The 20,777-nt window shown below is 52.6% G+C and carries 28 protein-coding genes; 8 read left to right on the top strand and 20 right to left on the bottom strand.

Annotated elements, in window-relative coordinates; genetic code table 11:
* The first annotated feature begins 6 nt into the window (after positions 1 to 6).
* From rimK to rlmC, 4 genes are all read left to right on the top strand, one after another.
* Positions 7 to 909 carry a 30S ribosomal protein S6--L-glutamate ligase gene (gene rimK, locus ACMV8I_RS06060; protein ID WP_498864273.1) on the top strand — a complete coding sequence of 301 codons (903 nt, stop codon included), beginning with the start codon at positions 7 to 9 and terminating at the stop codon, positions 907 to 909.
* Between the two features lie 170 nt (positions 910 to 1,079).
* Positions 1,080 to 1,562 (top strand): YbjN domain-containing protein, encoded by a 483-nt coding sequence (locus tag ACMV8I_RS06055; protein ID WP_498864272.1) that lies wholly within the window; start codon positions 1,080 to 1,082, stop codon positions 1,560 to 1,562.
* A gap of 66 nt (positions 1,563 to 1,628) precedes the next feature.
* Complete coding sequence (locus ACMV8I_RS06050; RefSeq protein WP_498864271.1) at positions 1,629 to 2,096, top strand: YbjO family protein; 468 nt, start codon at positions 1,629 to 1,631, stop codon at positions 2,094 to 2,096.
* 50 nt (positions 2,097 to 2,146) lie between these two features.
* Positions 2,147 to 3,274 carry a 23S rRNA (uracil(747)-C(5))-methyltransferase RlmC gene (gene rlmC / locus ACMV8I_RS06045; RefSeq protein WP_498864270.1) on the top strand — a complete coding sequence of 376 codons (1,128 nt, stop codon included), beginning with the start codon at positions 2,147 to 2,149 and terminating at the stop codon, positions 3,272 to 3,274.
* 11 nt (positions 3,275 to 3,285) lie between these two features.
* On the opposite strand, the gene fliR is transcribed toward rlmC, so the two are convergent.
* The 13 genes from fliR to fliF form a co-directional block, all read right to left on the bottom strand.
* Positions 3,286 to 4,068 carry a flagellar biosynthetic protein FliR gene (gene fliR / locus ACMV8I_RS06040; protein WP_498864269.1) on the bottom strand — a complete coding sequence of 261 codons (783 nt, stop codon included), beginning with the start codon at positions 4,066 to 4,068 and terminating at the stop codon, positions 3,286 to 3,288.
* A 3-nt stretch (positions 4,069 to 4,071) separates the two neighbouring features.
* Complete coding sequence (gene fliQ / locus ACMV8I_RS06035) at positions 4,072 to 4,341, bottom strand: flagellar biosynthesis protein FliQ (RefSeq protein ID WP_188473745.1); 270 nt, start codon at positions 4,339 to 4,341, stop codon at positions 4,072 to 4,074.
* 169 nt (positions 4,342 to 4,510) lie between these two features.
* Positions 4,511 to 5,254 carry a flagellar type III secretion system pore protein FliP gene (gene fliP, locus ACMV8I_RS06030; RefSeq protein WP_498864738.1) on the bottom strand — a complete coding sequence of 248 codons (744 nt, stop codon included), beginning with the start codon at positions 5,252 to 5,254 and terminating at the stop codon, positions 4,511 to 4,513.
* Positions 5,255 to 5,379: 125 nt separating this feature from the next.
* Positions 5,380 to 5,835, bottom strand: a complete 456-nt coding sequence (gene fliO / locus ACMV8I_RS06025; RefSeq protein ID WP_498864268.1) for a flagellar biosynthetic protein FliO — start codon at positions 5,833 to 5,835, stop codon at positions 5,380 to 5,382.
* Positions 5,835 to 6,254 (bottom strand): flagellar motor switch protein FliN, encoded by a 420-nt coding sequence (fliN, locus tag ACMV8I_RS06020; protein WP_498864267.1) that lies wholly within the window; start codon positions 6,252 to 6,254, stop codon positions 5,835 to 5,837. The genes fliO and fliN overlap by 1 nt, the downstream gene beginning before the upstream one ends.
* Positions 6,247 to 7,257, bottom strand: coding sequence for a flagellar motor switch protein FliM (gene fliM, locus ACMV8I_RS06015; protein WP_498864266.1), 1,011 nt, complete (start codon positions 7,255 to 7,257; stop codon positions 6,247 to 6,249). The genes fliN and fliM overlap by 8 nt, the downstream gene beginning before the upstream one ends.
* 7 nt (positions 7,258 to 7,264) lie before the next feature.
* Positions 7,265 to 7,759 carry a flagellar basal body-associated protein FliL gene (gene fliL / locus ACMV8I_RS06010; RefSeq protein ID WP_498864265.1) on the bottom strand — a complete coding sequence of 165 codons (495 nt, stop codon included), beginning with the start codon at positions 7,757 to 7,759 and terminating at the stop codon, positions 7,265 to 7,267.
* Between the two features lie 152 nt (positions 7,760 to 7,911).
* Positions 7,912 to 9,264, bottom strand: coding sequence for a flagellar hook-length control protein FliK (locus tag ACMV8I_RS06005; RefSeq protein ID WP_498864264.1), 1,353 nt, complete (start codon positions 9,262 to 9,264; stop codon positions 7,912 to 7,914).
* Complete coding sequence (gene fliJ / locus ACMV8I_RS06000; RefSeq protein ID WP_498864263.1) at positions 9,264 to 9,707, bottom strand: flagellar export protein FliJ; 444 nt, start codon at positions 9,705 to 9,707, stop codon at positions 9,264 to 9,266. The genes ACMV8I_RS06005 and fliJ overlap by 1 nt, the downstream gene beginning before the upstream one ends.
* A gap of 17 nt (positions 9,708 to 9,724) precedes the next feature.
* Positions 9,725 to 11,089, bottom strand: a complete 1,365-nt coding sequence (gene fliI, locus ACMV8I_RS05995) for a flagellar protein export ATPase FliI (protein ID WP_498864262.1) — start codon at positions 11,087 to 11,089, stop codon at positions 9,725 to 9,727.
* Positions 11,086 to 11,862, bottom strand: a complete 777-nt coding sequence (gene fliH, locus ACMV8I_RS05990) for a flagellar assembly protein FliH (protein ID WP_498864261.1) — start codon at positions 11,860 to 11,862, stop codon at positions 11,086 to 11,088. The genes fliI and fliH overlap by 4 nt, the downstream gene beginning before the upstream one ends.
* A complete protein-coding gene (fliG, locus tag ACMV8I_RS05985; RefSeq protein WP_498864260.1) occupies positions 11,855 to 12,847 on the bottom strand; it encodes a flagellar motor switch protein FliG in 993 nt (330 codons plus the stop codon). The genes fliH and fliG overlap by 8 nt, the downstream gene beginning before the upstream one ends.
* On the bottom strand, positions 12,844 to 14,559 hold the full coding sequence (gene fliF, locus ACMV8I_RS05980; RefSeq protein ID WP_498864259.1) for a flagellar basal-body MS-ring/collar protein FliF: 1,716 nt from the start codon (positions 14,557 to 14,559) through the stop codon (positions 12,844 to 12,846). Before fliF ends, fliG begins: the two co-directional genes overlap by 4 nt.
* Positions 14,560 to 14,927: 368 nt before the next feature.
* Here fliF and fliE point away from each other — a divergent pair, with 368 nt between their 5' ends.
* Positions 14,928 to 15,242 carry a flagellar hook-basal body complex protein FliE gene (gene fliE / locus ACMV8I_RS05975; RefSeq protein WP_498864258.1) on the top strand — a complete coding sequence of 105 codons (315 nt, stop codon included), beginning with the start codon at positions 14,928 to 14,930 and terminating at the stop codon, positions 15,240 to 15,242.
* 5 nt (positions 15,243 to 15,247) lie between these two features.
* Here the strand turns inward: fliE and ACMV8I_RS05970 are convergent, their stop codons facing one another.
* A complete protein-coding gene (locus ACMV8I_RS05970) occupies positions 15,248 to 15,448 on the bottom strand; it encodes a DUF7736 domain-containing protein (RefSeq protein ID WP_498864257.1) in 201 nt (66 codons plus the stop codon).
* 85 nt (positions 15,449 to 15,533) lie between these two features.
* On the opposite strand from ACMV8I_RS05970, the gene ACMV8I_RS05965 reads away from it, so the two are divergent.
* Both ACMV8I_RS05965 and ACMV8I_RS05960 read left to right on the top strand, forming a co-directional pair.
* A complete protein-coding gene (locus tag ACMV8I_RS05965; RefSeq protein ID WP_498864256.1) occupies positions 15,534 to 15,803 on the top strand; it encodes a hypothetical protein in 270 nt (89 codons plus the stop codon).
* An 86-nt stretch (positions 15,804 to 15,889) separates the two neighbouring features.
* Positions 15,890 to 16,144, top strand: coding sequence for a hypothetical protein (locus ACMV8I_RS05960; protein ID WP_498864255.1), 255 nt, complete (start codon positions 15,890 to 15,892; stop codon positions 16,142 to 16,144).
* Positions 16,145 to 16,178: 34 nt separating this feature from the next.
* Here the strand turns inward: ACMV8I_RS05960 and ACMV8I_RS05955 are convergent, their stop codons facing one another.
* Positions 16,179 to 16,700 (bottom strand): DUF1003 domain-containing protein, encoded by a 522-nt coding sequence (locus tag ACMV8I_RS05955; protein WP_498864254.1) that lies wholly within the window; start codon positions 16,698 to 16,700, stop codon positions 16,179 to 16,181.
* Positions 16,701 to 16,912: 212 nt separating this feature from the next.
* On the opposite strand from ACMV8I_RS05955, the gene ACMV8I_RS05950 reads away from it, so the two are divergent.
* Positions 16,913 to 17,071: a YqaE/Pmp3 family membrane protein gene (locus ACMV8I_RS05950; protein ID WP_498864253.1), complete on the top strand. Its 159-nt coding sequence runs from the start codon at positions 16,913 to 16,915 to the stop codon at positions 17,069 to 17,071.
* A gap of 102 nt (positions 17,072 to 17,173) precedes the next feature.
* Here ACMV8I_RS05950 and ACMV8I_RS05945 read toward each other — a convergent pair whose 3' ends face one another.
* From ACMV8I_RS05945 to fliD, 5 genes are all read right to left on the bottom strand, one after another.
* On the bottom strand, positions 17,174 to 17,332 hold the full coding sequence (locus ACMV8I_RS05945; protein ID WP_498864252.1) for a GhoT/OrtT family toxin: 159 nt from the start codon (positions 17,330 to 17,332) through the stop codon (positions 17,174 to 17,176).
* A 190-nt stretch (positions 17,333 to 17,522) separates the two neighbouring features.
* Positions 17,523 to 18,299 carry a helix-turn-helix transcriptional regulator gene (locus ACMV8I_RS05940; RefSeq protein WP_498864251.1) on the bottom strand — a complete coding sequence of 259 codons (777 nt, stop codon included), beginning with the start codon at positions 18,297 to 18,299 and terminating at the stop codon, positions 17,523 to 17,525.
* A 252-nt stretch (positions 18,300 to 18,551) separates the two neighbouring features.
* Entirely contained in the window at positions 18,552 to 18,914 is a 363-nt protein-coding gene (gene fliT / locus ACMV8I_RS05935; protein WP_498864250.1) for a flagella biosynthesis regulatory protein FliT, read from the bottom strand.
* Complete coding sequence (gene fliS, locus ACMV8I_RS05930) at positions 18,889 to 19,326, bottom strand: flagellar export chaperone FliS (RefSeq protein WP_498864249.1); 438 nt, start codon at positions 19,324 to 19,326, stop codon at positions 18,889 to 18,891. The genes fliT and fliS overlap by 26 nt, the downstream gene beginning before the upstream one ends.
* 14 nt (positions 19,327 to 19,340) lie before the next feature.
* A complete protein-coding gene (fliD, locus tag ACMV8I_RS05925) occupies positions 19,341 to 20,765 on the bottom strand; it encodes a flagellar filament capping protein FliD (RefSeq protein WP_498864248.1) in 1,425 nt (474 codons plus the stop codon).
* Positions 20,766 to 20,777: the final 12 nt, after the last annotated feature.

The following is a 20,777-nucleotide window of genomic DNA, read 5'->3' as shown; positions in this document are numbered from 1 at the left end:
TGTCGGATGAAAATAGCTATTCTTTCCTGCGATGGAAATTTGTATTCGTGCAAACGTCTGCGGGAGGCGGCGGAAAGCCGTGATCATGAAATCGATATTATCGATCCCCTGTCTTGCTATATGAATATCAATCCGGCCGCGCCCAGTGTGCATTATCAGGGACGCCAACTGGATAAATATCACGCGGTGATCCCGCGTATTGGTTCCACCATTACATTTTATGGCACCGCCGTACTGCGGCAGTTTGAAATGCTGGGCAGTTTTCCGCTTAACGAATCAGTGGCTATCACCCGTGCACGTGACAAGCTGCGCTCAATGCAGATCCTGGCACGTGAAGGGATTGATTTGCCGACCACCGGTTTTGCCAACGCGCCTGACGATACCTCAGACCTGATTTCGCTGGTGGGTGGTGCGCCGCTGGTAGTGAAACTGGTCGAAGGGACGCAGGGCATTGGCGTGGTTCTCGCCGAAACACGCCAGGCAGCAGAGAGCGTCATTGACGCCTTTCGCGGTCTGAAAGCGCATATTCTGGTACAGGAATATATCAGCGAAGCGCAAGGGCGTGATATTCGCTGCCTGGTGGTCGGTAAGCGCGTTGTGGGGGCAATTGAACGCCAGGCCAAGGCCGGGGATTTTCGCTCTAATCTGCACCGTGGCGGCAAGGCCAACAAGGTTAAGATCACCGCACAGGAAAAGGCTATTGCTATCAAAGCTGCATCTACACTAGGGCTGGACGTGGCGGGCGTTGATATTTTGCGATCAAACCGCGGGCCGCTGGTGATGGAAGTTAATGCCTCGCCGGGTCTGGAGGGCATTGAAAGTACCACCGGACTGGATATCGCTGGCATGATGATCGACTACATCGAACATCGCGCGCTGCCGGGTTTTCGGTTGAAATCTGGAGGATGAGTTTCGATAACACTGACGCATTATTCATTCGATCAAGCAAATTGTTCATCAAGGGCGTTTTGATCATAGCGTTGCCTGGCAATATTCCGTAAGCTATGTCCCCTTCGCGCCTGACGCAGGGGCGCTTTTCTGCTGTTTGATTTCATTGTTTTGAACTTATGAGGCATTTTATGGATTCACTCATCGTCCCTGATTTAGCGCTGCTTCGGCGCTGGCTGGATCAGTTGGGCATCTCATTTTTCGAGTGTGATTCCTGTCAGGCTCTCCATTTGCCGCATATGCAGAATTTCGATGGCGTATTCGATGCTAAATTGGATATTGTCGACAACGTAATTCTGTTTTCGTCACTGGCGGAAGTGAAGCCTACGGCGCTTATTCCGATCGTGGCCGACCTCAGCCAAATCAATGCCAGTTCGCTGACGGTGAAAGCCTTCGTCGATATCCAGGACGATAACTTACCGAAATTGATCGTTTGCCAGGCCTTGTCGATAGCCGTTGGCATCGCCCAGTCCCAGTTCGCTCATTTCCTGCAACAGGCAGAGGAGCAGATGTCGATGATTATCCTCGAAGCACATGCTAACGATATGCTGTTCATGGGTGAGGAAGAAGAGGGCGAGCCGGTCGTCGGCGTGAATGTTCCGCTTCTGCACTAATTCCCTCCGTTACGTCCCAATCACCTTTGTGAGCTGTTACAACCGGATAGGAACTAATTACGCAGAATGCGATTTCAATTTGTACCCGTACCCGTAATGATTGGCGCGTCGGCGATTGTGGCGACGCGTTGTCTGCAATTTATTCTGCTGTTTGATGCCTTGGGGTTGGCGGGTCTTACCGATTTTGTGCGTGCCAGCGCCAGTTCGTGGCTCAACGCGATTATTCTGCTCGCCAGCATGATTATCGTGCTGGTTGAGTGCCGCGCTGCCTATGCCATGATGCGTGGTCGCAATTGGGGACGCTGGGCTTATATCGGCTGTCAGGCGATAGTGGTCAGTTACATGCTGCTGGCCTCTTTTGATTGGTTCGGGCCAAAAATTTTCCGCTTTGATACCGACACCCAGGGCCAGTTTCTCTATGCCTTACTGATGCAGAAACTGCCCGATATCCTGGTGATCTTGTTGCTGTTTATTCCACCCGCCAGCCAGCGATTTTTCCTGCGCCGCAAAGCAGCCTTTAAAGCCGCACGGTGATACACTTCGCGCCAACTTTTCTTCTGTTTTTCAAATAACGGTCATATTTTATGCATTGCGCACTTTATACCGCCGGGACCTGTCGCTCTTGCCAGTGGCTCGATAAACCCTACTCACACCAGTTAGCTGACAAACAGCGGGACCTGAGCCAACTGCTTAATGGTCTGCGGGTCAGAGAATGGCGTGAACCGGTTACCGGTGCGGAAAGTGCGTTTCGCAATAAAGCCAAAATGGTCGTCAGCGGCAGCGTTGAACGGCCGCTATTGGGCATGCTGCATCGCGACGGCACGCCGGTTGACCTGTGCGAATGCCCGCTTTATCCGGCCAGTTTCTTAGCGGTGTTTGTCATGCTGAAAAGCTTTATCGCCCGCGCCGGACTTACCCCCTACAATGTTGCCCGCAAACGCGGTGAGTTGAAGTTTCTGCTGCTGACTGAAAGTCAGAAAAACGGTGACATGATGCTGCGCTTCGTGCTGCGTTCTGAAACCAAGCTGGCCCAGTTGCGTGCCGCCTTGCCGTGGTTACGGCAACAACTGCCTCAGCTGAAAGTGGTTTCGGCCAATATTCAGCCGGTGCATATGGCTATTCTCGAAGGCGATGTCGAGATCCCGCTGACGTCGCAGCAGGCGCTGGAAGAGATGTTTAATCATGTGCCGCTGTTTATCCGCCCACAGAGTTTCTTCCAGACGAATCCTCAGGTTGCTTCAGCGCTTTATGCCACGGCGCGTGAATGGGTGACCGATCTTAATATCAGCAGCATGTGGGATCTGTTTTGCGGAGTCGGTGGGTTTGGTCTGCACTGCGCCACGCCTGAAATGAAACTGACGGGGATTGAAATTAGCGCTGAAGCGATTGCCTGCGCCCGTGAATCGGCGGCAAGATTGGGATTAAAAAACGTAGAGTTCCAGGCGCTGGACTCAACCGGTTTCGCCACGGGCAAAGGTGAAGTACCAGACCTGGTGCTGGTTAATCCGCCGCGGCGTGGTATTGGTAAAGCACTCTGTGATTATCTCAGCCGCATGGCACCGCAGACCCTGCTTTATTCCAGCTGCAACGCGCAAACCATGGCGAAGGATCTGATTCAATTACCTGATTATCACATCGAACGGGTGCAGTTGTTTGACATGTTCCCCCACACCGCACACTACGAAGTGCTGACGCTACTTTCCCGCCGTTAATTGCCAGAAGGTCACCCCGCCAGTTGGCTTAATATTAACACCAGTTTGTCGAACACTTCGCTGAAGAGGTGTTCGCAGAAGGGCGCGATCAGCGGCATCATCATGCCAATCGACAAAAGACCGATACTCAGTGTTACCGGGAAACCGATCACGAACACTGATAGCTGTGGGGTCACTCGGTTAAGCACGCCGAGCGCCATATTGATCGTCAGCAATACCGTGACGATCGGCAGCGCCAGCATCAGGCCACTACTGAAAATTATACTGCCACCTTTGGCCAGCGCCATAAAACCGTTGCCGTTGAGCGGGTGTGAACGTATTGGCAGGGTATGAAAACTGTCTGATAGCATCGAAATCAGCCACAGGTGGCCGTTGAAACTCAGAAACAGCAGTACCGCCAACAGGTTCAGGAATTGCGCCAGAACCGGTGTGTTGAGACGGCTACTGGGGTCGAAGAAGGTGGCAAACGAGATACCCATCTGCAGGCCGATAATTTCCCCCGCCATGCGCACGGCGGAAAACGCCAACTGCATGGTGAGACCAAGCGCGGTACCGATGATAATCTGCTGCGCTGCCAGCCACAGGGCGCCGCTAGAGAACATCGGGACGTCAACGGGGGGTAAACCGGGCGCAATGAGAAACGTGATCATCAACCCGAGGCCGAGTTTAACTTTCTTCGGCACCTGTTTTTCGCCGGTGACAGGCGCAGTGCTGAGCAGTGCCAGAATGCGCAGCAGCGGCCAGAAGTACATGCTCAACCAGCCGGCAAGTTGCGTGCTGTCAAAAGAGATCATCGGTCAGCCGATAATATAGGGCAGGCTGGTAAACAGCGTACGCATGTAGTCCAGCAGCAGGTTAAGCATCCACGGACCGGCGATCACGATAGTGGCAACCACGGCCAGGATCTTAGGGATGAATGACAGCGTTTGTTCGTTAATCTGCGTCGCCGCTTGCAACAGGCTGACAATAAGCCCGGTGACCAGCGCAGCCAGCAGTAAAGGTGCAGCAACGGCCAGTGCAATTCGCATTGCCTGGTTACCCATGGCCATCACCGATTCAGGAGTCATAGAATTCTCTTAAGGATTAGTCTGCATGGGCTCGCTTACTTGCCATTTTCAATCCGGTCAGTGCCCGGAATCCTCACGTACTCCTGTACGCAGCGGTTCCTCCGCGCTGACCGTTTTCAAACTGACTGCGACGCTGACGCCCAACCGTCGTGAAAACAAGGCTGGAAACTTAACTATAAAAACTCTGTGCCAGCGAGCCAAGCAGCAGCTGCCAGCCGTCCACCAAAACAAAGAGCATTAGCTTGAAGGGCAGTGAGATGGTTGCGGGCGGCACCATCATCATCCCCAGTGCCATCAGCACGCTGGCAACCACCAGGTCGATGATCATAAATGGAATAAAGACGGTGAAACCTATCTGGAAGGCCGTTTTCAACTCGCTGGTGACGTAGGCCGGTAACAGGATACGCATCGGTACCGCTTCCGGGCCGGCCAGCGGGGGTAAATTCGCTAAACGTGCATACAGAGCCAGATCGCTTTCGCGGGTTTGACGCAGCATAAACTGGCGCAGCGGTTCAGCCCCTTTATCCATGGCGACCTGCATACTGATTTTATCTTCGCTAAACGGCTGATAGGCGTCGGTGTAGATCTTATCGAAAACCGGCGACATGACAAAAAAAGTCAGGAACAGCGCCAGACCCAGCATCACCTGGTTCGGCGGTGCCGAAGGTGTACCGAGCGCATTGCGCAGCAAACCGAGCACGATAATGATGCGGGTAAAGCTGGTACACATCAGCAGTATGGCGGGCAGCAGTGTCAGCGTGGTGATAAACACCAACGTCTGTACCGGCAAAGACCAGCTTTGGGTCCCGTTAGAAAGCTGCTGGCTGATGATCCCAGGCAGTTGCGCGAAGGCCGCAGGGCTGACCAGTAGCAGCACCGGCAACAGCCAGTGCGTATACCCTTTATATTTCACGTTGCAGCGTTGTTGGCTGCCTTCATTCGCCCCAGTCACAGGGGATGTCCATGCTCCCGGGGACTCATTTAGTTGCCGCCGCGCTGCACCTCGAATTATTTTGGGTATAGAATATTTCAGCGAGCTCATGCCTTATTTCCCGGACGTTTTAACACTTTTTTCAACAACTGACCGAAGTCAGTCGATTTTTGTGACGCTGTCACCTCGCCCGGTGTGGTAGTCACCGGTGGTGCACTCAGCGTATGCAGCAGGGCGATCTGCTGTGAGGTCACGCCAAGTACCAGCCAGGTTTTATTTACTTCAACAGAACCCACTTCCACCACCACGACTTTTTCACCGCGTCCTACCTGACAACTGGCCGTCACTTTGAGTAGCGAGTTATTTTTTGACTGTGGCGCGAAGCCGGTACGTTTCGCCACCCAGCCGATAAATAAAATCAGCAGTAATATACCGCCCAGTACGCTGCTGACCTGCGTCAGTACCGTACTGGTGGGAATGGCGGGAGCCGCCTGTTGCGCGGCAGTGTGCGAGGCTGACGGCGTGAGGTAGGGGGAATCCGGATTGGCGGGCGCGTTACTCATTAGCGGCTCAGACGACGCATACGTTCGGATGGGGTGATGATATCGGTAATACGCACGCCGTATTTGTCGGCGACCACCACCACTTCACCCTGGGCAATCAGATAGCCGTTGATGAGAATATCCAGCGGTTCGCCCGCCAGCCCATCCAGCGACACCACGGAACCCTGCGACAGACGCAACAGTTCTTTGATGGTCATTTTGGTACGGCCTAACTCTACGGTCAGCTTGACGGGAATATCGAGGATCATGTCGATATCTTGCAGGCTTCCGCTACCTTCCTGGGCACCCAGCGCGGCGAACACACCGCTGGTGGAGGGTTTTTCAATGCCGCCCGCCGCTTGCTGTTCGTTAAACGCATCAGCCCATAAATCGTCAACGTTGTCCGATCCGCTGTCAGACGGTTTATTGGTGTCACTCATGGGACTGTTCCTCATCCAGGGAATTCAAAATTGGGTTTATCAAATGTTCAACGCGCAGGGCGTACTGATCGTTCAGAGTGCCATATTTACTGGTCAGAACCGGGACACCGTCGACGTGCGCAATCAGACGATCCGGTTTTTCAATGGGTAGCACATCGCCAGGCTGTAGCTTAAGAATTTGCGACAGCCGCAGCGGAATATCGACGAAGTTTGCCACTAATTCCAGTTGAGAATGCTTAACCTGATGCACCAGATTTTCACGCCACTGGCTCTCTTCATTACGCGAGTTCTCTATCGGCGGGTTGGTCAGCAGTTCGCGAATCGGCTCAATCATGCTAAACGGAATGCAGATGTTGAAATCACCGCTTAGCGCGCCGATCTCGACATGGAACGGGGTGGTGACCACGATGTCATTGGGGGAAGACGTAATATTGGTGAACTTCACCTGTAACTCGGCCCGTACATACTCCACGCTGAGTTTATAGACAGCGCTCCACGCATCCTGGTAGGCATCGAGCGCCAGCGTCAGCATGCGTTTGATCACCCGCTGTTCGGTGTGGGTGAACTCGCGTCCTTCGACTTTTGTCGGGAAACGTCCGTCACCGCCGAACAGGTTATCCACGGCGATAAACACCAGGCTTGGCGCAAACACAAACAGCGCCGAACCGCGCAGCGGTTTCAGGTGGATAACGTTAAGATTGGTTGGCACCGGCAGGTTGCGGGCAAAATCATGGTATGGCTGGATTTTAATCGGGCCGACGGTGATGTCCGGACTGCGTCGCAACAGGTTGAATAGACCCATGCGGAAGTGGCGTGCGAAGCGTTCGTTAATAATTTCCAGCGCCTGCAACCGCTCGCGAACCACGCGTCGCTGGGTGGTGGGGTCAAAAGGTTTTACACCATCGTCAGTTTTACCCGCCTTGGTGTCGACCTCCTGTGGACTGTCGCTGTCACCGTTAAGCAACGCGTCAATTTCCGCCTGTGAAAGAATGCTGTCGGCCATAATTTGATTATCGCAGTATGAAAGCAGTGAAAAGCACGTCGTTGATCACCAGGCTAGGCTGACCTTTGACAAAAGGAGTACTCAGAACTTGTTTAATCTCGGCGATCAGTTGCTGCTTGCCATTCTCACTGGCTAAGTCATCGCTTTTCTGGCGCGACAGCAGTAACAGTAAACGGCTGCGGACTTCCGGCAGGTACTCGCCCAACATGGTGCGATTTTGTTGATCCGACAGTCGCAGGGTCAGGCCAATGTAAAGTACGCGATCGGGGTTGTTATCTGCGTTTTGCAGATTCACGGTAAAGGTATCCAGCGCCAGGAAAATAGGTGGTGCGGGTGGTACGTTTTTCTTAACCTGCTCTGACCCCGACGTCGCGGTCTTATTGTGCAGCATCCACCATGCATAACCCCCGGCAGCACAGGCAGCGAGGGTCACTAAAACCAGCAGGATAATCAGCATCGGGCGTTTACTTTTACGCTTGGTCGAAATGGCAGAGTCAGACATGGATAAGCGAATTTCCTGTTATTTGGGTAAGTCAGATAATTAATTTCTGTTTAGGATTATCCTGCGTATCCCTTCTTTCAATAGTCGGAATAGGCAGGATAAATGTGTCTAGATCACGCCTTAACCCTATTTGGGCATCAGGGTGCTATCTATCAGGCAAAAATATCCACGCCGCTTTTACCGTTAGCCAACTGCTGTAACGAGGCGGGGACCGGCAAGGCCTCGCTGTCAGAAACGCCGCTGATACCGTTAAACGCGGCCCAACTGGAGGCATTACCCTGGGATGAGCCAGACTGCTGGCCGGACTGTTGGAAACCCTGCTGCGGCTGTTGCCACTGCGAGGTATCGCTGCTGACGTTGCTCTGGCTGAGGTTGATACCACTGTCAGCAAGTGAGGTGCGCAACTGTGGCATTGCCGCTTCCAGCGCGGCACGCACACCGCTGTGGCCGGAGACAAAGTGCATCTGCGCCTGACCATCTTCAATCTTCATGCTGATTTGAATCGAGCCTAAATCCTGTGGATTCAGGCGCAGTTCAGCCGTTTGCTGGCCCTGACGATTGAACATCATCACCTGCTGGCCTAACTGCTGCTGCCATTCCGCAGTACCGAGCTGTGCGTTCAATTGTGGAACACTGGGCGCGGTGACCAGGGAAGTGGTGGTTGGCGTGCTGGAAACGGTCGCTGAAGGTGCCGACATGGCTGCGGTATTCGCCTGACTCAGCGTCTGTAACAGGCTGCTATTGTCAGTGCTTTTCTGTTGGACATCCGGCTGGGTGGTGGCGCCTGACGCTGCGGTCATCGCCGCCAGTGCGTTGTTGAAATCAGTCGCGCCGTTGGTTTTACTGGCGGCAGCCGGGCTGTTGCCAGATTTACTGTCAGTCACGGCGGTTTTGTGATTGGCCGTTTTATCGCCATCGGCCAGTAACGCCTTGGCATCGCCACTCAGGCTTTGCAGCAGGGCGCTTTTATCTTTTCCATCATCGGTTTTGGCAAGCGTAGTGCTTTGCGCGGCGGCTGCGGTGACCTGTGGTGCAGGTTGCGCCGCCAGCATGGCGAATAACGCCTGAACCGGCAGGGCACTGGCATCTTCCGTTTTGGCATCACGGACTTTATTTTTATCGTCAGTAATGAGGTTTTTAAGCGCATTAAGGTCGGTGGTTTTCAGGCTACCTGCCGGTAAGCTCTGAACTGCGGCCATGACCTGTTTAAGCTGGGTTTGGTCGAGCAGCGAAAGCGTGCCCGCTTTTGCTCCGGCTTTGACAGCCTGTGCCAGGGCGAGGTTGTCTACGGCCTGATCCTTGCCACTTAGCTGTTTAGCAAACTGCCCACCCGGCAAGCCTGTTTTGGCGCCCAGTTGCGCTTCCAACTGCGTCGCGAAATCGCCGGTTACTGTACCTGTACCCGCCTCCGTCATCAGACTGTCGTCAGTGGCATTGCTGGTTTTGCTGCCGGTGCCTGCGGTTTGGGTGGGTGTCACGGCAGCGGGCACAATATTCATATTCATCAGTGTTTTTTCCTGTTTGTGCCGCGCTGGGCAAACTCATCTGTCTGTTTTTGGTCCATGCGGTTTTCATGCTGGCGTTGTTGTTCGCTGGCACGGCTCTGCAGTGTTTGATAAGCGTTCAATCGCTGCTGTTTTTCTTGCCACTGGTTAACGGCGGCGTTCAGCCGCTGGTTCCATTGCGCCAGCTGTTGGCGGTGCTGATCGATAGCCACTTCCAGCGTCGTAATAAACTGCTGGTAATTCTGCCAGGTGTTGGCCGCGATCCCTGCGGTCATGCTGGTATTGAGCTTCTGCCGGTACTCGCTCTGATAATTGAGTAACATTGACAGCTGTTCTTGTGCCTGATTGTGTGACTGTCTGATCTGACCCAGATGATTGGTGGCCTGATCAAGCGCCTTCTGCGCCAAAGAGCAGAGAGTAATCAATGGGGAAGAGCTTTGCATAAGATCTCCTTAAAGGATTAACCCGGTAACAGCATTTTCAGTTGGAGACAGGCGTCTTCATACGCGCTGCGCTCCATGATGTCCTGCTGTAAAAAATCTTCTATTTGCGGGTAGAGCCGGATAGCACGGTCAAGCAGCGGATCGCTGCCTGCGGCGTAGGCTCCCACGCTGACCAGATCGCGGTTGCGCTGATAGCTGGACAACAGTTGTTTGAAATCACGTACACGTCCGTACTGAGCATCATCAATGAGCGACGTCATGGCACGGCTGATAGAGGCTTCGATATCAATGGCCGGGTAGTGGCCTGACTCAGCGAGACGGCGAGATAGCACCACATGGCCATCAAGGATGGCGCGCGCAGAGTCGGCGATAGGATCCTGCTGGTCATCCCCTTCGGTCAGTACGGTATAAAAAGCGGTGATCGAACCGCCGCCGCTGATGCCGTTACCCGCACGTTCAACCAGTGCAGGCAGTTTGGCGAACACGGAAGGCGGATAGCCTTTGGTGGCCGGGGGTTCGCCAATGGCCAGGGCAATTTCACGCTGCGCCATGGCGTAGCGGGTCAGGGAATCCATGATCAGCAACACGTGCTGACCCCGGTCGCGGAAGTCTTCGGCAATGCGGGTGGCATAAGCGGCCCCCTGCATACGCAATAATGGCGAGACGTCTGCCGGCGCGGCGATCACCACCGCACGGGCGCGGCCTTCATCACCCAAAATATTTTCGATGAAATCCTTCACTTCACGGCCACGCTCACCGATCAGGCCGACCACAATCACGTCAGCCTGCGTATAACGCGCCATCATGCCGAGCAGCACCGATTTACCGACGCCGGAACCGGCGAACAGGCCCATACGTTGACCCCGACCCACGGTCAACAGGGCATTTATGGCGCGCACGCCAACGTCGAGAACGTCAGTAATGGGTGTACGTTGCAGCGGGTTGAAGGGCGGCGTGATCAGCGCAGCACGATAGCCGGTATTCGGCGGTGGCAGGCCATCGAGCGGTTTGGCGCTGCCGTCGAGTACGCGGCCAAGCAGCTGTGGGCCGAGCGGTAACTGTTTGCTGGCGGTATGGCCTTCCGGCGAGATACGGGCATAAACACGTGCGCCGGGCAGGACGCCTTCGACTTCCTCCAGCGGCATTAAAAACAGATACTGGCCGTTAAAACCGACCACTTCGCTTTCCACTTCCTGCACCTTGTCACCGTCATGCCGTTCAATCAGACAGGTGGCACCCAGCGGTAATTGCAGGCCGGTGGCTTCGAGAACCAGACCTGTAGCGCGGGTCAGTCGACCATAACGGCGCAGTGCAGGCGTGCGTTCCATACGCTTCTCGGCGTCATCGAGCGTTTTGAGCAGGCGGGTAAGGCGGGCGGTCATAAGAGTGTACCCGGTGCAGCAAGGCGGCACAGCTCGTGCCAGCGCGTGGCGAGCGACGCGTCCATGTCGCCATCTTCCGCGCTGACTTTGCAACCACCGGCGTGGATCTGACTGTCGGCCAGCAGACGCCAGCCGTGCAGGCTTAACGTCACACCCATCTGTAGTTCAACCCGTTCGAAATCAGCCGGGTTAACCCGCAGCTGTGGCTTGCCTTTGAACATCGGCTCTTGTTGAATTAATTGCTGAATTTGATTGAGCAGGGCGGAGCCGTCGCAAATCGGCGGCTGTCCCAGTACCTGTTTCGCAGCGGTCAGCGCCATCTGCATCAGACGCGAAGCGATCACGCTGTCCAGCGCATCTAGGGTTTGCTGGAACTCGGTCACCATATGCTGCCAGTGTTCGGTCAGAACAGCCTGTTGTTGCTGCCCTTCTTGCATACCCTGTAGTTGTCCTGCTTCCTGACCGGCCTGAAAACCGGCCTGATAGCCCTGCTGCTGACCCGCGTCATAACCTTGTTGATGGCCCTGCTGCTGTGCCTGCATTTGCAGACGTTGCAACTCATTTTGATCCACCTGAACCTGAGTCAGCTCTTCGCTGCTGTCATGCTCATCTTCGGCAAATAGCGGTTCTATCGGCGTCTGGTAAGACGGCGTATTCAAGTCCTTGAGCCTCCACGGCTGCCATGGCAGGGCATTGATTAGCTCGGCCTTCTTCTCCGCGGTGCTTTTTTTCGGCTCGTCCGGTGTATCTTGTGGCGTCAGGTCATCAAACATAAGATTCTTCGCCTCCGCCAATCATCATCTCGCCAGACTCGGCCAGACGACGTACTGTCTGCAGGATAGCTTTCTGTTCGTTTTCCACCAGAGACATGCGCATCGGGCCGCGGTTGGCCAGATCGTCGCGCAGTATATCGGCGGCACGTTGTGACATGTTGCGCAGGAACTTGTCGCGCAGCGGCGCATCGGCCCCTTTCAGTGCAATAAGCAGCGCTTCGCCTTCGATCTCCTGCAACAGCCGCTGGATACTGCGGTCGTCGACATTGACCAGGTTTTCGAACAGGAACATTTCGTCGATGATTTTCTGCGCCAGTTCGCCGTCGTAACCGCGCATGGCTTCGATAACCGCCTCTTCCTGCTGGGATTTCATCAAGTTGATGATCTCCGCCGCAGTGCGAACGCCGCCCATCTTCGCCCGCTTGAGGTTCTGACCGTCGAGCAAGTTGTTGAGCACTTCGGTCAGCTCAGCCAGCGCTGCGGGCTGGACTCCGCCGAAGGTAGCGATACGCAGCATCACGTCGTTGCGCTGACGTTCGTCGAACAACGCCAAAATATCGGCGGCCTGACCACGTTTAAGGTGAACGAGAATAGTGGCGATGATCTGCGGGTGCTCGTCGCGGATAAGATCGGCCGCAATCTGCGGTTCCATAAAGTTGAGCGTTTCCATACCGCTGGTGGTTTCGCGCGACTCGAGAATGTCCTCCAGCAGACTGGAGGCACGCTCTTCGCCGAGCGCTTTGGTCAGCACTGAACGCAGATACTCGCTGGTGTTCACGCTGAGTGCTGCGTACTGCTCTGATTCATCCTCAAATTCACTCAGCACTTCGCTCAGTTGTATATTGGAGATTTGATGGATGTTCGCCATCGCGCCGCTGATTTGCTGAACTTCGCGCGGGCTAAGGTGTTTGAACACTTCCACCGCACGGTCTTCACCCAGCGTGATCATCAGAATTGCGCTTTTTTCAGTTCCAGTCATCGTCATGATTGTTCGTTACTCATCCATTGGCGGATAACCAGGGCGACGATACGCGGATCTTTATCCGTCAGCTCCTGAACACGTTGGGTCTGCACTTCGACACTGACTCGTTGTTGTGAACGTTTACGTTTGGCCAGCTCGTCGTTGGAGAGTTTGACGCTCACGCCACCCTCGGTCGGCGGAGCTGAGGTGGTCACATTGGCGGCGGCCACGGCTTCGCGTTCTGTTTGTTGTTTACGCAACAGTGGGCGAACCATTTTGCGCCACAACAGCCAGGCGACGATCAGCACCAGCAACCAGCGACCGGCGTTCATCAACAGGTCGAAGAAGGCTGGCGATTTCCAGAATGGTTGGGCGGTGGCATCATCCAGTGTTTCATTGAATGGCGTGTTCACCACGTTCAGTGTGTCACCACGGTCGGCGGAGAAGCCCATCGCTTCGCGCACCAGTGAGTCAACTTGCTTAAGTTGCTCATCGGTCAGCGGTTTGGATTTACCGCCCGCGCCTGGCTGATAGTTGACCACGACAGCGGCCGACAGCCGCTGTACGGCACCGGCGCTGTGCTGAGTATGTGTGATGGTGCGATCAAGCTCATAGTTGGTGGTTTCATCGTGACGATTGCTGCTCGGACCACTTGGTGCGGTGGTACGGTTGGCTGCATTATTCTGTGCATTGGCTGGCTGATTCGCCGCCGCGTTCGGGTTGTTAACATTGGTCGCCGCGTTGTTGATAGGCGCGGTTGCCGGGGCAGTAGGCTGATTGCTCAATGCGCCCGGTACGCCACCGATACCTGAACCACCGATTTGATCGCTGGTACTCAACTGGCGTGAACGTACAGCCGTTTTGTCAGCTGACCCGTTTGGCTGATAATTCTCATCAGTCTGCTCGCGGACGGCGTAGTCAATCTGCGCGGTGATTTGCGCGTGAACGTTGCCGTTACCGACCACGGGCTGAAGGATAGACTCGATACGGTGCTGCAGGCGGCCTTCCACTTCGTTGGCATATTTCAGCTGTGCAGCGTTCAGGTCACGCCCGTTGTTGTCGGACTGGGTCAGCAGGCGACCACTTTGATCGACCACGGTCACATTGGCGGGTGGCAGCCCGGAGACGCTGCTCGACACCATATAAACGATGGCATTGATCTGACCATCATCCAGTGCGCGGCCGGATTGCAATGCCAGGGTGACGGATGCAGACGGATTTTTCTGTTCACGTACGAACAGTGACGGTTTGGGAATAGCCAAATGGACTCGGGCGCTTTGCACCGGTCCCAGGGTTTCAATCGTGCGGGAGAGTTCACCTTCCAGTGCGCGCTGGTAGTTAATCTGTTCGCTAAATTGACTGATGCCGAATTTTTCCTGATCCATCAGCTCGAAGCCGACCGCACCGCCTTTTGGCAAGCCGGCAGAAGCCAGCTTCAGGCGCGTTTCATAGACTTTGTCGGCAGGAATGAGGATCGCGCCACCGTTATCAGAAAACTGATAGGGGATGTTCATGGTCGTCAGCTGAGTGACAATGGCGCCACCGTCTTTATCATTAAGATTGCTGAACAGAACCCGGTAAGTCGGTGTCTTGGCCCACAACATCATTACAACAACAATCGCCATTGCGGCCGCAGCAGCAATGGCGATTGGAATTTTCGGGTTAGCCCGCAGTCGATCGATAAACGCAGTCAGTCCGTTTGCAGGAGTGCCAGCACCGGCTATTGCGGAGCTCATAGAAAATTCCTGTTTAGCAGTTGAACGGCGATATTAGTGTTGTGTCGTAACCGATTGTGTCGTAACAAAACGGACTCCCAGATGCGCAAACCTGTTGGGTTGACCTCAACAGGCATTAAATTTTTTATCGTTCCTCTCAGGCAACACAAGAGGAACCTGATTTTTCAGGTAAGCCATTATTTGCCTCCTTATGCAAAGTTAATGGGTCGATAAGCCATGTTTTTTGCGGTCAATTAGCGCGTTTAGGGAAATTCCTATGTGATAGGGTGGCGTCCTGTGAATCTCGTCCGTTTCATATTTCAGGTTTCGGCCCGATCCAGATAGTGACGACAGCAAAAATAGTTACGGCAGCTAAAACTGAGGAATTTATGGCAATTCAAGGCATTGAGAGTGTTTTGCAGCAATTACAGGCCACGGCGTTGCAGGCAGGCATGAAGCAACCGGTCGAACCGTTACAGGAAGCTGGCTTTGCCAGTGAAATGAAAGCGGCGTTGGGTAAAATCAGTGAAACGCAAAACACCGCCAAATTGCAGTCAGAGAAGTTTGAGCTGGGCGTACCCGGCGTCGCTCTTAATGATGTGATGGTCGATATGCAGAAATCCAGCATCTCGCTACAGCTGGGTATCCAGGTGAGAAACAAATTGGTGGCGGCATATCAGGATGTAATGAATATGCAGGTGTAGGGGATTTACTCCGGCATCAGGGCATTAAAATCTTCTTCGTAGAGCGCTTTGCACTCGGCGATAAATTCGGCGTACCCCAGTTCTGAAGTTTGTACCTCGCGGCCCAGTCGGGATTCTAAATCGGTGTGAAACCACTCGAACTCACCGTGTAAAATGCCGGTAAAACCGGTGAGGATCACACACTGTTGTTGAGTCAGCTTAATCATTGAATTTCCTTGTGGTCTTTAAGGCGGATGGCTTTGAAGTGTTCTATCCTCTTATTAATCATCCCGAAAAACAAGGAAACGTAGAATGAACGAGGATATCTTCGAGCAAGCGCCGTTACCCATGCTCACCCGTTTTCAGATCGGTGATAAAGTGAAGCTGCTGACTTTTCCCGTTGGTGTCGAACCGGCAAGTTATCAGTTGGAGGTTACCATCAGTCGCATTCTGGACGGTGAATTTGAAGGGGAGATCGTCCGCGTCTCACCGTTAGGGCGGGTCTCCACTACTCACCGGCATTTTGAGATTGGCGGTTACGTTGAGTTCCACGCCGCCAACGTTCAGGGTATGGCTGGCTAAATTTCCAAACCTCTGAAAAAAAACCAACCCCGCAACCGGAGGGGCTATTTTTTACTGCGTTCAATGCAGCAGGAATAAACAACATAATGCAAAATGACGACATCGTTGAACTGGTTATGTCGGTGAATAATCAGTTGCAGGAGACGACCCTGCAAGGTGTGGTACTGCGCAATCTACTCATTGTGATGTGTAACCACCTGAGTGCGGAACAACGCGGGCACATCAAACAGCAAATGAGGCAAATTCACCATGTGCCTGACGGCCTGAATAACCCAAGTGATAAAGAGATGTTAGTCAGGACGCGTCGCGATGTTGATATCATTCTTGAGATGATTCGGTAACTTTTATTACGCCACGTCATCATGTTCCGACAGATTAGGCTTCCAGCATTTTTTTATGCACCTGTGAGGTGAGCGTTTCGATGCGCTCGGTTAGTTGTTTGGTCATGTTGGTCAGTTCGGTATTTTGTTTCAGCAACTCAATCATATGTTCTGCATTCTGGGCGGCTATGGTCAGGCGTTGCTCGTTGGCCAGCGCCAGTTCTTCACGGTGCTGTGCATCGGCATCCGCGTGGGCTTTATCGCGTTCGGCTTGCCGGGTTTGTGCTAGCAGGATCAGCGGAGCGGCATACGCAGCCTGCAGACTGAAGGCGAGGTTCAGTAAAATAAACGGATACACATCAAACTTCACCAGACCGGTGACGTTAACCACAATCCAAACCGCCACAATCAGCGTCTGGCCACCAAGAAACAGCGGTGTGCCAAAAAAACGCGCAAAGGCTTCGGCCTTCAGGGCAAACCAGCCTTCACCAAAAGTTGGGGTGAGGTGGGCATGTTTACGATGAAAGCGGAAAGGGTCACGTTTTTTGGGCGATGTTTCAGGCGCGTTGGTTTGCATAATAAATCCCGGTAAAAGTGGAAGAGATGAAGGTTGGCTAAAACGTCACGTTTCAGATGACTCATTATTCACACTGTTTGCCCGAATGACGCCATATTATTTTGTATCTGTCATTTACACTTCCAGGTAAAAACCCTTTTTCACGAATTGTCCGATTGTTAGATCACAGATTCTTGACTATCTTTTTATTCATCATCAAAAAGGAGAGAGATATGGGTTTTTGGAGAGTGTTAATTACTATTCTTATGCCGCCATTGGGCGTGCTTATCGGCAATGGCTTGGGCTTACAATTTCTGCTTAACATCGTGCTGACTCTTTGCGGCTACCTGCCAGGTCTTATCCACGCATTCTGGATCCAGACTCGTCAGTAGTATGCAGACAACAAAGCAATCCATGAGACAGGAAACCCGGTTCAGTACCGGGTTTTTTAATGACAGATGTTTTAATAGCATGAATAGAGGTCAGCGTGCAGACTAGAAGAGTGAGAATAGCAGGACAACAGGAAAGCTCATCGGCCAGGTAAACCCGATAATGCCTGAGGTCAACAAGCGGATTTTAAAGGTGCCGCGACTCATTAACAGCGTGAAAATTACCGCCAGAGCTAAACCGCCCCAATAAATTGTTTTAATCACTTCCCACCAAACGTGCAAAACAGACCCCTAAATACGCCAAAGTAAAAACAGTGATCATTGTATGGCGTTAACATTTAGTAATCAATTAGTCAGAGCTATTTGTCGCGTTTTTACAAATTTCACATTTACACCCAATGGTCAGACCCGGTTGTAACTCTGCACTTACCTTTTAAATCAGCCTGTAACGTTATTATAACGGGCGCAAATGACCGCGAATGGACGTTGGCGCGAAACCAAAGCGTTTGCGGAAGCGTTCCGCAAACCGGGAACTGCTCTCGTATCCGACCTGATGAGCAATATTGGAAATCGCCAGATCGGTACATTGCAGCAGACGCAGCGCGTGGGTCATGCGCACATCAATCATCAGATTGCGCAGCACGCTATTTTCCGTTGCCAGACGACGGCGCAGCGTCACTTCGTTCATCTTTAACTGCTCAGCGACTTCCGCAGCGGTAAAAGACTTATGCAGATTATTTATCAGCATATCGCGCACCTGCTGCGTCAAGGTTTCGACCCGCCGACGTGAATAACGGATACCGAGCTGCGACAACCACAATAGTTGTTCAATCATCCTGTGACGCGCAATAATCGGCGGCAGGCTGCTATGCCACAGCATCGATTGGTGGGTATCACTAAATGACTGCTGGAACGCGAGGGGAATATGGGGGATCACCCGAATATCTTCAACGCTGCTTAATGCCCCCTCGAAGGGCGAGGCGTGTAAACGGACATCGCTGAACAGGGAGCTATCCCAGGCCATTATCGCACAGCTAAATACGCCGTTGTCTGACAGCGAGTTGGTCATGCTTACAGTCTGTCCGCTATTAACCGCCAGCATTTCACCGCTGTTAACGCGGGTTTCCTGTAAACCATGGCGGATAATGGAGTAGCCCTGCTGAATAAAAATAAGTTCGGGTTTATCGACAAAAATATTACGGATAAGCAGCCCACTATGCTGTATGAGCAATGATGATGATCCGATCCCTGGAGATACTTTAATTTTACGTACCATCGTGTCTTTGCTCGAAGCAGCACATTATATTGCCGGTATCACCCAATGCCCCAAGACCACTGAACGATTGCCAGTATTCCGCCGGTTAAATGATATCAGAGAGGCGACAGAGAAAAGAAACCGCTAACGGGCTGCTTATTCTCTGTCTCAGAAGTCTTTAATATACACAAGAAATAGGACGAACGGGTAATAAAGGTCTTAACGTATTTATTGCTGATCGCGCATAGCGATTTCGCGATTGGTAAAACGTCCATAGGTCGTGTTGACTTCCTGCTGTTTTACGGACTGACCGATTAACTCAGCCAGTATCTGCATCCGTGCTTGTAGCAATATTTTAATCTGGGTTTCGTTGTCCAGAATACGTCGCAAATGCAGGCGAATCAAATTCTGAACACCTATGGCAACCTCTTCCGACAGGGGCAGAATGGTGGTTGCTTCAACGGCTTTCAGATAGCTGACTTCCAGTTCAACCAGTTCATCCCACTTTTCTTCCTGCGCCAGCGCCAGCATGTGCTCGCTCAACGTCAGGATCATCTTATATTCATTAACCAGGTACTGATGTCGATCCATTATATTGGTCCTGCGACGGGTGATAGTTAGGGCCGATTTGCCGCCAGGCATCGGCAATATTTTCAAGTAAGACTTGCACTTCTGTGATGGCTTGCGAGTCATTATGTAAATTGGCATATAATAAGCGCTGAACCATGTAGGAATAGAGCGCTTCTAACTTATCGACTAAATCCGGATTCCCTTTTTCACGGCTTAATCCAGCCTTGAGACCGCTATCGATAATATTAATCGCTTTCGACAGGGCAGCGCCTTTCTCGGCGATATTACCCTGTTGAATAAAAATACCGGCGCGAATAAGGGCGCTGCGCGCCCCATCAAATAACATCACCACCAGTTGATGAGGCGTTGCACTCATCACCGCACTTTCCACGCCTATCTGAGCGTAGGCCTGAGTTCCTTTAGCCTTATACATAATTTTCTTCCTTACTAACTTGAACTGGATGTGGACATGGCATCGAACTGCTTGGTCAGATAATCCGCCGTACTGTTGAGCTTCTGAATGGCGACGTCGAGCGCAGTGAACTGCGTTTTGTAACGTGCAATAGTGGCGTTGATGCTGTCATTGACCTTGTTGTACTGCTCTGTGAGACCTTTCAGAGTGGTATTAACTGCAGTTTTCGCATTCGCAATCGTGCCAGTGGATGAGTCAAGGTAAGAAACATTGAGGTTATTAAGCTTAGTAATAACACCTGTAGTAGAACCATCACCGAGTAACATAGTTTTTACGTCACTGGTATTATTAGCTAATGCATTGTCAAGCTTGGTACTGTCAACTTTCAGATTGCCCGTACCTGGATCGGTTGTAATACCGATACTGGACAGCGAACTTATCCCGTTAGAGTTGAAAGCAGATGAAACCGCTGATTTCAATTGAGTCTGGATAGTTCTCAGGGCGCTGTCGCCCAACAATGCACCATTGCTTGTGTTTTGAGTGTCCGTATTGCTATCAACGGCTGTGTATTTGGTGAGGCTCGTAAAAGTGGTTTGCAAAGCATTATAAGCGGTGACAAAGGCTTGGATCTTAGTGTTGGCGTCGCTGGTGTCTTTCTTCACCGTCAGTGTCGCTGCACTATCGGTAGTTGCCAGCAGGTTTAGCGTGATCCCTTCTGGAGCATCCGTCACGGTATTGCTCTGGCGTTCCAGTGCAATACCATTTACGCTGAGCTGAGCATTTTTTGCTTCAACGTTCTGGGACATGCCGCCGGTGTTGGTCGCTGAGTCATATCCGACGAATTTATTAAGAGTGTCATCACCGGTAACGCTAAGCGTCATTTTGGAATCAGTGCCAGTATCGTTTGCAGAAACAATCAACTGATAGCTGCCATCAGTCACTTTCAAAATACTGGCAGTCACCCCCGCATCAGCACCATTTATGGCATCACGCATGCCCGCCAGCGATGTCTGGTCGTCAGTTAACGAGATAGTGACTGGCTTGCCATCCCCCTGAGTTATAGACAGGCTACGCGTGCCGTTAGTCGACGTGCCACCCAACGCAGTACTACTGTCTTTCGCGGTACCTGAAACCAAAACCTGAGCTTGTGCCAGCGTTGTTACATTTACTGCATATCTGCCCGCCGCTGCACCTGCTGCAGTGGTCGCCGTAAAAGCGGAAGTATTGCTGGAGGTCGCGGTAGTTGCCGCATACACGTCAGGGCTATTTAGTGCAGCAGTCGCATCTGCAAAAGACTGCAGAGAACTTTGCAAGGTTCCATAGGCCGACAATTTCGCGCTATAGCTGGTTTGGGCGGTAGTAATGGGCGCCAAACGTGCTTTCTCACCGGTCGTCAGGTTTGCCAGCAGAGTATTAAGGTCTAAACCTGAACCGATGCCTAATGAAGAGATAGTGGCCATAAATATCCTTTA

It is taken from the genome of Ewingella sp. S1.OA.A_B6 (assembly GCF_049889095.1).
Taxonomy (GTDB): Bacteria; Pseudomonadota; Gammaproteobacteria; order Enterobacterales; family Enterobacteriaceae; genus Ewingella.
This window is presented reverse-complemented; position numbering and strand designations above follow the sequence as displayed.